Origin of the sequence: Massilia sp. BKSP1R2A-1, assembly GCF_050586525.1 — a bacterium.
Classification (GTDB): domain Bacteria; phylum Pseudomonadota; class Gammaproteobacteria; order Burkholderiales; family Burkholderiaceae_D; genus Telluria.
In genome coordinates, this window is the sequence record NZ_JBOBRE010000002.1 from 1 (window position 1) to 14,225 (window position 14,225).

Sequence of the window (14,225 nt, forward strand, 5' to 3'; positions counted from 1 at the left end):
AAAAAAACCCGCTGCAAGCAGCGGGTTCTTCTTCAGGCCTGAAAGGCGATTACGCGCCTTCGCGGCTCGCCTTCTTGCGCTCGTGCTCTTTCAGGAAGCGCTTGCGCAGGCGGATCGATTTCGGGGTGATCTCGACCAGCTCGTCGTCCTCGATGAACTCGACGGCGTATTCCAGCGACATCTGGATCGGCGGCACCAGGCGCACGGCTTCATCGGTACCCGAGGAACGCACGTTGGTCAGCTGCTTGCCCTTGATCGGGTTCACGACCAGGTCGTTGTCGCGCGAGTGGATGCCGATGATCATACCTTCGTACACCGGGGTGTTGTGTTCGACGAACATGCGGCCGCGGTCCTGCAGCTTCCAGATCGCGTAGGCAACGGCGGCGCCGTCATCCTGCGAGATCAGCACGCCGTTGCGGCGGCCGGCCAGGTCGCCCTTGCTGTTGTCGACCGGTGCGTACTCGTGGAACACGTGGCTCATCAGGCCGGTGCCGCGGGTCAGGGTCATGAACTCGCCCTGGAAGCCGATCAGGCCACGGGCCGGGATCAGGTATTCCAGGCGGACACGGCCCTTGCCGTCCGATTCCATGTTCTGCAGGTCGCCACGGCGGCGGCCCAGTTCTTCCATCACGCCGCCCTGGTTCACTTCTTCCACGTCGACGGTCAGGTTCTCGTACGGCTCGCACTTGACGCCGTCGACTTCCTTGAACACCACGCGCGGACGCGACACGGCGAGCTCGAAGCCTTCACGGCGCATGTTTTCCAGCAGGATGGTCAGGTGCAGTTCGCCACGCCCCGACACTTCGAAGATGGTGTCGTCGTCGGTCGGCAGCACGCGCAGGGCCACGTTGGCCTTCAGCTCGCGCTCGAGGCGCTCGCGCAGCTGGCGGCTGGTGACGAACTTGCCTTCGCGGCCGGCCAGCGGCGAGGTGTTGACCATGAAGTTCATGGTCAGGGTCGGCTCGTCGACGGTCAGCATCGGCAGCGCTTCCGGGGTATCCACGGCGGTCACGGTCACGCCGATGCCGATGTCTTCGATACCGTTGATCAGCACGATGTCGCCGGCGACGGCCTCGTCGACCTGCACGCGCTCCAGGCCCTTGAAGTTCAGCACCTGGTTGATGCGGCCCTTGATCGGGTTCTTGTCGTCCTGGCCATTCACGACCAGCACGTCCATGCCCGGCTTGACGCGGCCGCGGTTGATGCGACCGATACCGATCTTGCCGACGTAGGACGAGTAGTCCAGCGAGGTGATCTGCATCTGCAGCGGACCGTCCGGGTTGTCGTCACGCACCGGCACGTATTTCAGGATGGCGTCGAACAGCGGCTTCATGTCGCCGCCGCGCACGCTTTCGTCCATGCCGGCGTAGCCGTTCAGGCCCGAGGCGTAGACGATCGGGAAGTCCAGCTGCTCATCGGTGGCGCCCAGCTTGTCGAACAGTTCGAAGGTCTGGTTGATCGCCCAGTCGGCGCGTGCGCCCGGACGGTCGATCTTGTTGACGACGACGATCGGCTTCAGGCCCAGGGCCAGCGCCTTGCGGGTCACGAAGCGGGTCTGCGGCATCGGGCCTTCCTGGGCATCGACCAGCAGCAGCACCGAGTCCACCATCGACAGCACGCGCTCGACCTCGCCGCCGAAGTCGGCGTGGCCCGGGGTGTCGACGATGTTGATATGGGTGCCTTCGTACTCGACCGCGCAGTTCTTCGACAGAATGGTAATGCCGCGTTCTTTTTCGAGGTCGTTCGAGTCCATCACGCGGGTGTCCACCGCCTGGTTTTCACGGAAGGTGCCCGACTGGCGCAGCAGCTGGTCGACCAGGGTGGTCTTGCCGTGGTCAACGTGGGCGATGATTGCAATATTACGAATTGCGCGTTTGGTGTCTGACATGTGTATTTTCAACAGTGAATGTTGCGTGATGGATGGAGGCGGTGATGATTCACGAGCATTACCGATTTCCGTAACCCGCTACTATAGCATGGTTGTGGGCCTTGCTGCGCCGCAGCGGCGGGGAATGCACTGAATTTTCGACGAAATGCCGCCGTCGAGAATAGCGGCATGGTATTGCAGGAGGATGACGGGTCCGGGCGCCGCTGGGCAGCATGGGGCTGCCGCTCCCGGTACAGAGGCCAATATGGCGATACTTCTGACGATTTCAAGACCCGTCGGCACGGGCCTTGAACAAAAAGTTCTTCAGCTCTTTTCCAGGGCGTCGAGCTGCTTCGCCAGGCTGGCGCGCAGCGTCTCGTCCTTCGCCTTGTCGCGCAGGGTTTCCAGCGCGGCGCGGTGGGCAATACCCAGCGCCGCCCCCTCCTCCACCGCGACATGCGGCTGCACTCCCACGCCTTCCCAGCTGCCGCCGTCGACCGGGCTGACCGACTCGCCGATCGGGATCGACAGCAGGTAATCGTTGCGCAGCGGCAGCATCATATTCGGGTTGCCGCCGCCCCGCGTGGTGGCGCCGACCAGGGTCGCGCGCTTCAGGCTCTTCATCGAATAGGCGAAGGCTTCGCCGGCGGAGAAAGTGCGGCCTGAAGTCAGCAGCCACACGGGCTTGCCCAGGTAGCGCTTGCCGCGGATGTCGGCGAAGCTCCTGGCCTGGACCTTGCGGTTGCCGCGGTAGCGCAGCTCCATCACGGTGAAGGGTTTCTCGAAGAAGTAACTGGCCAGCAGCTGCATCGCTTCCCCGCCGCCGCGGTGGCCGCGCAGGTCGATGATGAGCGCATCGGTATTGGCCACGAAGCCCATGGCGGCGCCGAAGGCCTCCTTCGCCTGTTCGGCATCGTCGTGGAAGTGGAAGATGTCGACGTAGCCGACGTTGCCCGGCAGGATCTCCACCTTGCGCAGGCCATAGTTGTCGCGGCGCTCCTGCTCGCGCTTGGCCGCCGTGCTCGTGAACGCGCTTGGCCTCAGGCTGCGCACGTTCGGCTGGTGGCGCAGGCTCATGTGCTTGTCCTTGCTGATTTCCTGCAAGTGGCTGGTGAGCAGTTTGACGAACTCTTCTTCGGAACCGGCTCCCGCGTAGGCGCCGGCCTGCTGGTGCTTGCGCACGTTCTGCTCGATGGCCGGGTAGCGCTCCGGATGAACGTATTCCGCCTTGATGCGCGCCAGCGTTTCCTCGATCACGAGCTCGCGTTCGCCAGTCGCGGCGCCGTAGAGATGGGAACTGCTCGACAGGGCGACGGCCAGCAGGGCCGCGCGGAAGAATGGATGTCGCATGATGGTCTCCGAAATAGTGGTGACTCCATCATTGCAAAAGCCGTGCCAAAGCTTTGCCCTAGGAAAACACTTCACGGAGAGCGTCCGCGGACGGCAGGGCCGCCGTCCACGGCGTGGCGCGGACAGCGGCGGCTTGGGGAAGAACTACTGCGCGGCCGCGATCAGGCGTTCCGGCGCCAGGATGGCGTATTCCTGCAGATTGGCCGTGCCGAGCAGCTTGCCCTCATGGTAGACCCGCACGCGGCCCAGGCTGGCGGGCACCACCACCTCTTCCTTGCCCAGCGCGAGGCGCTGGCCGTTGAGGAAGCGCTTGGCCAAGTCCTGGGTGAGCTCGACCGAGGGGAAGCTCGACAGCAGCGCATCGACCGGCGCCAGCAGGGACATGGGGTCCGGGTGGGCCTGCAGGTCGTCGAGCGTGATCATGCGCTCGGTCGACAGGCTGCCGACCTGCACCCGGCGCAGCGCGTTCAGGTGGGCGCCGCAGCCGAGGGCCGCGCCGATGTCCTCGCCCAGCACGCGCACGTAGGTCCCCTTGCTGCAGGTGACCAGGATTTTCAGCATGGGCGCCGTGTAGTCGATCAGCGACAGGCCGTGGATCGTCACGGGACGCGCTTCGCGCTCGAGCGTGATGCCTTCGCGCGCGTATTCGTAGAGCGCCTTGCCGTCGCGCTTGAGCGCCGAGTACATGGGCGGCACCTGGAAGATGGGACCGCGGAAGCGCGCCAGCGCCGCCTCGATCTGCTCGCGCGTCACATCGACCGCGCGCTCTTCGATCACCTCGCCTTCGGTATCGCCCGTGGTGGTCATGATGCCGAGGCGGACGGTGGCCTCGTAGGTCTTGTCAGCTTCCAGCAGGTCTTGCGAGAACTTGGTCGCCTCACCGAAGCACAGCGGCAGCAGGCCGGTGGCGAAGGGATCGAGCGTGCCGGTGTGGCCGGCCTTCTTCGCATTGAACACGCGCTTGGCCTTCATCAGCGCGTCGTTCGAGGACAGGCCGACCGGTTTATCCAGCAGGAGGACGCCGTCGACGAGGTCGCGCGGCTTCTTGATCGCGCGGTTCACTCGGAATCCGAATCGTCGTCTTTGCCGAAGTCGGCCGCGCGGACCGCATTGGCCTGGTCGATCAGGGCCGACATCGCCAGGCCGCGGGTGGTCGAGGTGTCGTGCACGAAGTGCAGCTGGGGCAGCGTATGGATGTGCAGGCGCTTGCCCAGCAGGTTGCGCAGGTAGCCGGCCGCTTTCGACAGGCCCTCCAGGGTCTGCTTGACCTCTTCCGGGCTGTCCTTGAGCAGGGTGAAGTACACCTTGGCGTGGGCGTAGTCCGGGGTCAGCTTCACTTCGCTGATGGTGACCATGCCGACGCGCGGGTCCTTGAGTTCGAAGGCGATCAGTTCCGACAGGTCTTTCTGGATCTGGTCGGCCACGCGCAGGCCGCGCTGGGGAATGCTTTTACTGTGTTTTGCCATGATCTTGCTGGTGTTGTTCTTGTGTGAGTGCCGCTTAAAAAACGAGGGCCAGGCCCCCGCGGCTTTCGCCGCGAAGCGTCCTGGCCCCATCGTACTCCCAAGCGGGAAATTACAGCGTACGCGCCACTTCGGTGACTTCGAACACTTCCAGGGTGTCGCCAACCTGGATGTCGTTGTAGTTCTTGAGCGACAGGCCGCACTCGAGGCCGGCACGGACTTCCTTCGCATCGTCCTTGAAGCGCTTGAGCGAGTCGATCTCGCCGGTCCACACGACGATGTTGTTGCGCAGCAGGCGGACCGACGAGGTACGCTTGACCACGCCATCGGTGACCAGGCAGCCCGCGATCGCGCCGACCTTCGACACCAGGATGACCTGGCGAATCTCGACCTGGCCGGTGATGGTCTCGCGCTTCTCCGGCGCCAGCATGCCCGACAGTGCCGTCTTGATCTCGTCGATCGCATCGTAAATGATGCTGTAGTAACGGATGTCGACGCCGTTGGCTTCCGCCAGCTTGCGCGCCTGGCCGTCGGCACGGGCGTTGAAGCCGATGATGACCGCTTTCGAGGCCACCGCCAGGTTGACGTCCGATTCGGTGATGCCGCCGACCGCCGCGTGGACGATCTGGACGCGCACTTCCGAGGTCGACAGCTTCTGCAGCGAACCCACCAGCGCTTCCTGCGAACCCTGCACGTCGGTCTTGACGATGAGCGGCAGGTTCTTGACTTCGCCTTCGGCCATCTGGTCGAACATGTTCTCCAGCTTGGCGGCCTGCTGCTTCGCCAATTTGACGTCGCGGAACTTGCCTTGACGGAACAGGGCGATCTCGCGCGCCTTGCGCTCGTCGGCCATCACCATCACTTCTTCACCGGCGCTCGGCACTTCGGTCAGGCCCTGGATCTCGACCGGGATCGACGGACCGGCTTCGGTCACCGATTTGCCGTTCTCGTCCAGCATCGCACGGACGCGGCCGAAGGAGGAACCCGCCAGCACGACGTCGCCGCGCTTCAGGGTACCCGACTGCACCAGGATGGTCGCGACCGGGCCGCGGCCCTTGTCCAGGCGTGCTTCGACCACCAGGCCACGGGCCGGGGCTTCCGCCGGCGCCTTCAGTTCCAGCACTTCGGCCTGCAGCAGCACCTGCTCCAGCAGGTCGTCGATGCCGGTACCGACTTTCGCGGACACCGGGACGAACGGCGAGTCGCCGCCGTATTCTTCCGGCACCACGCCCTCGCCCACCAATTCCTGGGTGACGCGGTCGGTGTTGGCGCCCGGCTTGTCGATCTTGTTGATCGCGACGACCAGCGGCACGCCGGCGGCCTTCGCGTGGGCGATCGCTTCCTTGGTCTGCGGCATCACGCCGTCGTCCGCCGCCACCACCAGGATGACGATGTCGGTCGCTTTCGCACCGCGGGCACGCATGGCCGTGAAGGCCTCGTGACCCGGGGTATCCAGGAAGGTGATCATGCCGCGCGGGGTATCCACGTGGTATGCACCGATGTGCTGGGTAATGCCGCCGGCTTCGCCAGCCGCCACTTTCGCACGGCGGATGTAGTCCAGCAGCGAGGTCTTGCCGTGGTCGACGTGACCCATGACGGTGACGACAGGAGCACGCGAGGTCGCTTCGAACTCGGCGTGGGCGCCCTGGTCGGCCAGCAGCGCTTCCGGATCGTCCTCGGCAGCCGCAAATGCCTTGTGGCCCATTTCTTCCACGAGAATCATCGCGGTTTCCTGGTCCAGCACCTGGTTGATGGTGCACATCTGGCCCAGCTTCATCAGCTGCTTGATGACTTCCGATGCCTTCACCGACATCTTGTGCGCCAGTTCGGCGACAGTGATGGTTTCCGGAACGTGCACGTCCTTGACGATCGCCTCGGTCGGGGCCTGGAAATTGGTTTCGCGGTCATCGCTGTGCGAACGGCGTCCGCCGCTGCGGCCGCCACTGCGCCAGCCGTCACGGCCGCCCGTCGGGGCGCCCGCGCCACGGCCCTTGGCGCCGCCCGGCGCGCCGCGCTTCTTGGCGTCGTCCGACCAGGTCGAGGACACGTTCGCCGACTTGATCGACTTCTTGTCGCCCGGCTTCTTGTCGCCCGGCTTGGCTTCGCCCGGCTTCTTGTCGCTTGACGCGGCCGGCTTGTGCAGGGTGCCTGCCGCTGCTGCTGGAGCAGCCGGCTTCGGCGCCGGTTCCGGCGCCTTGATGACGCGGCGCGGCTGGCTCATCATGAGCTTGATCTGGGCCACTTCGTCGGCCACGGCCTTGCGTGCGCGCTCGGTGGCGGCAGCACGTTCGGCGGCTTCCTTGGCGGCTTCCTCGGCGCGCTTCTTGGCTTCCGCGGCGGCGGCCTGCGCAGCCTCTTCGGCAGCGGCGTTGGCCGGGGTCGCAGGCGCCTGGGCGCTTGCCGCGGCTTTCGCGGCGGCAGCGGCCTCGGCGGCGTCACGCTTGGCCTTCTCGGCGGCGTCACGCTTGGCCTGCTCTTCGGCGGCCCTGGCTTGTGCAGCCTCTTCCGCTTCGAGCTTGGCCAGGCGCTCCTGCTTTTCACGCAGGTCCGCTTCCTGGCGGGCGATCAGCTCGGCCTGGCGGCGCGCGTCTTCATCGCGGCGCGCCTGTTCGGCGGCGTCGACGACGGGCGCGGCTTCCGCCTTCGGGGTGGTGACCAGGTCGTCGCGCTGCACGAAGGTACGCTTCTTGCGGACTTCGACCTGGATGGTGCGCGATTTGCCGCTCGAGTCAGCCTGCTTGATCTCGGTGGTTTCCTTGCGGGTCACCGTGATCTTCTTCTTTTCACCGGTTTCGGTTGCGCCGTGGGTACGGCGCAGGTGGTTCAGCAGCTTGTCCTTATCATCTTTCGACAAGGGATCTGACGTCGAACTTTTCTCGACGCCGGCCGAGCGCAGCTGTGTCAGCAGCAGGTCTGCAGGCATCTTCAGTTCGGTGGCAAATTGGGCTACGTTGTTACTCGCCATTCAGTCCTCTTTTCTATGTGTCGCTGAGATGATAAAGATTTGCAAATTACGCCTTGGCCGTTTCTGCCAGGCTCCAGGCTTTCGCCTGCAGCGCCTTGGCGCGGTCATCGTATTTGCTGTCGACCAGCTTCATCTCTTCGTCGGTCACATCACTAAATTCATTCTTGATCAGGTCGCGGGCACGGTCCGACGACAGCGCCAGGATGGCGCCGAATTCGTCATAGGCGAGTGCCGCGAAGGCTTCGACCGTCTTGATGCCAGCCAGGCCGAGCTTGCCGGCGGTGGTGCGGTCCATGCCTTCCAGGTTCACGAGGGCTTCTTCCATCCCTTCGAGGCCTTCTTCGGAAGCGATCGCTTCGGTCACCAGCGCGTCACGGGCGCGGGTGCGCAGTTCGTTGACGGTGTCTTCGTCGAACGACTCGATTTCCAGCATTTCGGAGATCGGGACGTAAGCGATTTCTTCAAGGCTCGAGAAACCTTCATCGACGAGGATGTCGGCCACTTCCTGGTCCACGTCCAGTTTTTCCATGAACAGCACGCGGATCGCGGCGGTTTCCTGGGCCACCTTGTTGGCCGATTCCTCGGCGGTCATGATGTTGATCTTCCAGCCGGTCAGCTCGGACGCCAGGCGCACGTTCTGGCCCGAACGGCCGATCGCGATCGCCAGGTTTTCCTCATCCACCACCACGTCCATGGCGTGCTTGTCTTCGTCGACCATGATCGAGGAGACATTCGCCGGCGCCAGGGCGCCGATCACGAACTGGGCCGGATCGTCCGACCACAGCACGATGTCCACGCGCTCGCCGCCCAGCTCGCCGGTCACGGCCTGCACGCGCGAACCGCGCATGCCGACGCAGGTGCCGATCGGGTCGATGCGCTTGTCGGCGGTGAACACGGCGATCTTGGCGCGCACGCCGGCGTCACGGGCAGCCGACTTGATCTGCAGGAGGCCTTGTTCGATTTCCGGCACTTCCAGCTCGAACAGCTTCATGATGAATTCCGGCGCGGTGCGCGACAGGATCACCTGCGGACCGCGCATATTGCGGTCCACGCGCAGGATGTAGGCGCGGACGCGGTCGCCGATACGCAGGTTCTCTTTCGGGATCATCTGGTCGCGCGGCAGGCGCGCTTCGATCTTGCCCGATTCCACGATGGCATCGCCGCGCTCCATGCGCTTGATGGTGCCGGTGACCAGCGAATCGCCGCGCTCGAGGAAATCCTGCAGGATCTGCTCGCGCTCGGCATCGCGCACGCGCTGCAGCACGACCTGCTTGGTATCCTGGGCGAAGCGGCGGCCGAACTCGACCGATTCGATCGGGTCTTCGATGTATTCGTCGACTTCGATGTCGGAAATCTGTTCCTTGGCTTCGAAGTGCAGAATTTCCTGGTCGGGCAGCTGCAGGCCGGCCTCGTCCGGCACGACGTGCCAGCGGCGGAAGGTTTCGAACTCGCCGCTGTCGCGGTCGATACTCACGCGGATGTCGACCTCGCCTTCATAGCGCTTTTTCGTGGCTTGCGCGAGCGCGAACTCGAGCGCTCCGAAGACCACTTCCTTATCGACGTTCTTTTCGCGCGCGAGCGCATCAACCAGTAACAAAATTTCGCGACTCATGCTTTGCGACTCCTAAAATCCACCTGTGGCACCAAACGTGCCTTGTCCAATTCGGCCAGCGTAAATTCCAACAACGCCGCACCATCTTTATTATCAAATTCCAGACCGACCTTGTCGCCCTCGACCCCGCGCAGGATACCGGTAAAGGTTTTCCGGTTCGCGGTGCCCGGCATGGCGACGCGCAGCTTGACCGTGCATTCGTGCCCGGCGAAACGCGCAAAGTCGGCCAGGGTGCGCACCGGGCGATCGAGGCCCGGCGACGACACTTCCAGCCGTTCATAATCCACATTCTCGACGGTGAACACGTGCGTCAGCTGGTGACTCACCGTGGCGCAGTCCTCGACCGTGATCGGGCCTTTTTCTTCCGCATCGGCTGCGGGGAAATCGATGTAGACACGCAGGATCCCGCGTTCGCCGCGCTCGACGTCGACGAGTTCGTAGCCGAGGCCACTCACTGTTTTGGCGATTAATTCAAACTGCTGCACGACGCTTCTCCAGGAGCTTCAAAACGATTTTCCAAAAAAAAAATGGGCATCTGCCCATCTTTTTGTATTCACAACCCAACCAGATGAAAGCACTTGCACCAAGAAAATACTGGGAAGAACTTTGATTAGGCTGCAAATTATACAGTGATCCTGCTTCTCTCGCAATCGCCGTGAGTAGAAATGACAAGTAAACAACAGTTAGCAGGAATACCATAAGGGGCTATGGCCGCCATTCTACGGCATTGCAGCATGATGCGCCCGGCGCCGCGCAAAAAATCCCGCGCCGGGCACTGCGCAGCCGGAAAGCCGGTGCTTAGCCGCGGCGGCCGCGGCGCGGGAGACCGTGCTCGGAACCACGCGGACCCTGGCCACCGCGACGGCCGCCGCCGGTGCCGGCGAAGCCGAAGGTGGTCTGCAGCGGATCCGGCTGCTTCGGACGGCCGCTCTGCTTGCCGCCACCGAAGGAATTGGGATTATTGCCACGGCCCTTGCCTTTGCCGCCCTGCGCGCCCTGCCCTTGCGGACGGCCGGCCGGCATGCCCGGCAAGCCCTGCGGACGATTGGTGCCGACGCGGACCACCGGCGGACCGAAAGGATCGACGTTGCGGTTGGCGTCGGCGCGGTCGATGCGGTTGCCGTCGGCGCGGTTCGGTTGCGGGGCATGGCCCTTGCCACCCCTGGCGCCACCCTTGCCCTTGCCCTCGCCTTTGCCAAATTCGGGCGCGCCGCCTTTCTTCTCGACGCCGAAGGCGGCCATCAATGCGCGCACGTCATTGTCCTGCAGCTCTTCCCAGCGGCCGCGCTTGAGGCCCGTCGGCAGGGTCATGGCGCCGTAGCGGGTACGGATCAGGCGCGAGACGGTCAGGCCGACCGCCTCGAACATGCGGCGCACCTCGCGGTTGCGCCCCTCTCCGATCACCACGCGGTACCACTTGTTGATCCCTTCGCCGCCGCCGTCCTGGACCTTCGAGAACGAGGCCAGGCCGTCGTCCAGCTCGACGCCGGCGAGCAGCTTCTGGCGCATGCCCTCTTCCAGCTCGCCCAGGGTACGCACCGCGTATTCGCGATCGATGTTGTAGCGCGGGTGCATCAGCCTGTTGGCCAGGTCCCCCGAGGTGGTGAACAGCAGCAGGCCTTCGGTGTTGAAGTCCAGGCGGCCCACGGCCAGCCACTTGCCCGCCTTCATGGTCGGCAGGCGGTCGAACACCGACGGACGGCCTTCCGGATCGTCGTGGCTGACGATCTCGCCGGCCGGCTTGTGGTACACCAGCACGCGCGGCGGCTTGTTGTTGTTCACCTTACGCTGGATCAGCTTGCCGTTGATGCGCACCGCGTCGGTCGGCAGGATGCGCTGGCCGATGTGGGCCGGCTCGCCGTTCACCGACACGCGTCCCGCGACGATCAGCTCTTCCATGTCGCGGCGCGAGCCCAGGCCGGCCTCGGCCAGCACCTTGTGCAGCTTGGGCGCGTCGTCGTCGGCGGTCAGGTCGCGGCGCACGGGCTTCGGCTGCTGCTGGCCACGGCCGCCCTCGTTGGCGTCGAACGCGTCCGACGTGACGAAGGAGAACACGGCGTCGGCTTCATTGCCCTTGCCGCCCTGCTTGCCTGGTTTGCCCTGCTGCTTGCCTGGTTTAGCCTGCTGCTTGCCCTGCTTGCCGCCCTGGGCCTGCTGACCCGGCTGGGCGTTCTGCTGCGGACGCTGGCTTTGCTGGCCGCGGCCCTTTGGCTGCTGGTTGCGGCCACGGCCTTCGCGCCGGCCTTCGACCGGAGCCTGCTCGCCCTCGGCCGGCGCCGCCTCCGCGCTCACCTCGGGATCGGCAGACTGCTGCTCCATCTGGCGCGCTTCGCGCTCCTGGCGCTTTTCGCGCATCTGGCGCGGACCGCGCGGCTTGCGCGCCTCGCCCTCGGGGCGGGCTTCCTGGGGCGCCGCGGCCGGCTCGGCAACGGCCGGCGCTTCAGCGGCGGCCGGCTGCGCCTCGACCACCTTGGCGGCGCGCGGCTTGCGGGCCTTCGGCGCCGGCTTGGCTTCGGATGCAGGCGCGGTTTCGCTCACGGGAGCGGATTCGGCCGGCGCGGCGGCGGCCTTGCGGGTGCGCTTCGGCTTGGCGGCTGCTTCGGCAGGCGCTTCGGCAGCGGCCTCCTTCGGCGCGGCCGGCTTGCGGGTGCGCTTCGGCTTTGCCGGAGCGGCGTCGCCCGCGTCCACGGGCAGGGTGTCGTTCGGTTCAGTTGGGTTCATCGTTCGTATCTTTATTATGCTGACCCGGCCCAGCGGCATCTGCCGTCTCCCGGTCAAGAATCGGGACGTCGACAGGCAGGACACCCGTCTCGGTATTCATATCGTCTTCATTGGCGGCCGCCTCGGCATCCGCCTTTTCAAAGTTCTCGTTCAGCGCCTGCTCCAGCGCCTCCAGGCTGCGGCTGTCCGGGCCCTCGCTGACCGCCTGCAACGGCGGCAGCTGCGACAGCGAGGCCAGGCCGAGGTCGTCCAGGAACTGCTTGGTGGTGCCTAGCAGCGCCGGACGCCCCACCACTTCGCGGTGGCCGACCACATCGATCCAGCCACGGTCTTCCAGCATCTTGATGGTCTGCGAGTTCACCGCGACCCCGCGGATTTCCTCGATATCGCCGCGTGTGACCGGCTGGCGGTAGGCGATGATCGCCAGCGTTTCCAGCGTCGCGCGCGAATACTTCGGCGGCTTCTCGGGCGACAGGCGGTCGAGGTAAGGCTTCATCTCGGGCCGGCTCTGGAAGCGCCAGCCCGACGCCAGGCCGACGATCTCGATGCCGCGCCCCTGCCAATCCTGACGCAATTCTTCCAGCAGAATCTTGATCGTGTCGCTACCGACACCGGCGTTCAGCTGGCGGCCATTGGCGTCGACCTCGGCGAAGAGCTTCTTCATGCCGTGGATCGTCATCGGCTCGCGTGCGCACAGCAAGGCGGTCTCGAGGACGCGCTTGGCCTCGTCAGTATTCATGTCGCGGTGTCGTCACGCTCAGAATGCAAGAATCAATTCAATAATCCGTCTACGCGGGTGCAATCGCGGATGCCAGGCGCGCGCCAGGGTGGCGGTGCGAAGGTGCTGCGCAAATGCTGGAATCCGGGGCCCGGGCCTGGATGCGCCGGGCTGAGTTGGCGGCGGGATAACTTCCGATGCGCGCCACGGCTCTGTTGGTGTTTCGGCGAAACGCGGGTTCGCGGGTGATGCGGCGGGGGCGTCTCTAGCAACTGGAAGGCATTGTAACCGATAAAACCGGCGAATGGACAAGGCCCGTCCTCAGGGAAAGCACGATTGCCGTCAAATTCCGCCGCCCGGGGCCACCAATCGCCTCAAGCCGCCAGTTTTTCCGACAGAATCGCCGACACGCCGAGGAAGGCCGGGTAGTCGGCCGTGATCACATAGGTCGGCACCGCGGCCAGGTAGGCGCTGAAGCGGCCCTTCTGCTCGAAGCGGCGGCGGAAGCCCGACTTCAGGAAGCGCTCGCCCAGGCGCGGCACGATGCCGCCGCCGATGTACACGCCGCCCTGGGCGCCGAGCGTGATCGCCAGGTTGCCGGCGGCGGTGCCGAGCATGCCGCAGAAGACTTCCAGCACCTCGTCGCACAGGGGGCATTCGCCGCTCAGGGCGCGGCGCGAGACCTCCGGCGCGGACAGGCTCTCGCCCGGACGGCCGGCACGGTCGGCCAGGGCGCGGTAGATCAGCTCGACCCCGGCGCCCGAGAGCAGGCGCTCGCTCGAGACGTGCTCGAACTCGCGCCAGGCGTATTGCAGGATCGCGACTTCGACCTCATTGACCGGCGAGAAGCTCACATGGCCGCCTTCGCTGCGCAGCGCGGTCCAGTGCCCGTCCGCGCCCGGCACCAGGCCGGAGACGCCCAGACCGGTGCCCGCGCCGAGCAGCCCGAGGGGCGCGTCGGCCACGGGAGCGCCGCCGCCGACCTGGAGCTTCTGCGCACCCAGGTGCGGGAGCGAGCGCGCCAGCGCCGAAAAGTCGTTCACCACCTCCAGCGTATCGAAGCCGCACTCGCGGCGCAGCGCCTCGATCGAAAAGGCCCAGTGGTGGTTGGTCATGCGCACCTGGTCGCCCGTCACCGGATTGGCGATGGCGATGGCCGCATGGCGGATGCCGGCGTGGAGGGCGGCCGCCTGCGGCAGCGCCAGGTAGCTGCGGGCGGCGTCGGCCAGGGTCGCGTGTTCGCTGCAGGCCAGCACCTCGATCGCCTCGAATCGCCCGGAAGCGGTTTCCAGCGCGAAGCGCGCATTGGTGCCGCCGATATCGGCAAGCAGGCGTGCGCCATCCGCGAAGGTGGACGAGAGGAAAGCAGGGCTGGGGGCGAGGACGGTCATTGCAGCATGAAGGGAAGCGATGACCAAGCTTACTAAACTTCGTAGTGCTCTTACAAGTTATTTTTGTAGTTTAGGTACAAGCACGCAAAACCGCCCCGCTTCATACAACAGAGGGTAAGCCACCTTGAAGTAGTCGAA

Annotated in this window: 10 protein-coding genes; all 10 read right to left on the reverse strand. The window is 65.2% G+C overall.

What is annotated here, in order from left to right; translation table 11 throughout:
* Positions 1-49 precede the first annotated feature (49 nt).
* The 10 genes from typA to ACQ7JA_RS03470 all read right to left on the reverse strand — a co-directional run bounded on the left by typA (position 50) and on the right by ACQ7JA_RS03470 (position 14,087).
* Entirely contained in the window at positions 50-1,888 is a 1,839-nt protein-coding gene (gene typA, locus ACQ7JA_RS03425; RefSeq protein WP_430894534.1) for a translational GTPase TypA, read from the reverse strand.
* Positions 1,889-2,191: 303 nt separating this feature from the next.
* Positions 2,192-3,217 carry a S41 family peptidase gene (locus tag ACQ7JA_RS03430; protein WP_430894536.1) on the reverse strand — a complete coding sequence of 342 codons (1,026 nt, stop codon included), beginning with the start codon at positions 3,215-3,217 and terminating at the stop codon, positions 2,192-2,194.
* A 144-nt stretch (positions 3,218-3,361) separates the two neighbouring features.
* Positions 3,362-4,279, reverse strand: a complete 918-nt coding sequence (gene truB, locus ACQ7JA_RS03435) for a tRNA pseudouridine(55) synthase TruB (protein WP_430894538.1) — start codon at positions 4,277-4,279, stop codon at positions 3,362-3,364.
* Positions 4,276-4,683, reverse strand: a complete 408-nt coding sequence (gene rbfA / locus ACQ7JA_RS03440; RefSeq protein WP_430894540.1) for a 30S ribosome-binding factor RbfA — start codon at positions 4,681-4,683, stop codon at positions 4,276-4,278. The genes truB and rbfA overlap by 4 nt, the downstream gene beginning before the upstream one ends.
* Before the next feature lie 109 nt (positions 4,684-4,792).
* Positions 4,793-7,645, reverse strand: coding sequence for a translation initiation factor IF-2 (gene infB, locus ACQ7JA_RS03445; RefSeq protein WP_430894542.1), 2,853 nt, complete (start codon positions 7,643-7,645; stop codon positions 4,793-4,795).
* A 46-nt stretch (positions 7,646-7,691) separates the two neighbouring features.
* A complete protein-coding gene (gene nusA / locus ACQ7JA_RS03450; RefSeq protein ID WP_430894544.1) occupies positions 7,692-9,257 on the reverse strand; it encodes a transcription termination factor NusA in 1,566 nt (521 codons plus the stop codon).
* Complete coding sequence (gene rimP, locus ACQ7JA_RS03455) at positions 9,254-9,742, reverse strand: ribosome maturation factor RimP (protein ID WP_430894546.1); 489 nt, start codon at positions 9,740-9,742, stop codon at positions 9,254-9,256. The genes nusA and rimP overlap by 4 nt, the downstream gene beginning before the upstream one ends.
* A 313-nt stretch (positions 9,743-10,055) precedes the next feature.
* Positions 10,056-11,978 carry a 23S rRNA pseudouridine(2605) synthase RluB gene (gene rluB, locus ACQ7JA_RS03460; RefSeq protein ID WP_430894548.1) on the reverse strand — a complete coding sequence of 641 codons (1,923 nt, stop codon included), beginning with the start codon at positions 11,976-11,978 and terminating at the stop codon, positions 10,056-10,058.
* Positions 11,965-12,717 carry an SMC-Scp complex subunit ScpB gene (gene scpB / locus ACQ7JA_RS03465; protein ID WP_430894550.1) on the reverse strand — a complete coding sequence of 251 codons (753 nt, stop codon included), beginning with the start codon at positions 12,715-12,717 and terminating at the stop codon, positions 11,965-11,967. The genes rluB and scpB overlap by 14 nt, the downstream gene beginning before the upstream one ends.
* 353 nt (positions 12,718-13,070) lie before the next feature.
* Positions 13,071-14,087: a glucokinase gene (locus ACQ7JA_RS03470; RefSeq protein ID WP_430894552.1), complete on the reverse strand. Its 1,017-nt coding sequence runs from the start codon at positions 14,085-14,087 to the stop codon at positions 13,071-13,073.
* Positions 14,088-14,225: the final 138 nt, after the last annotated feature.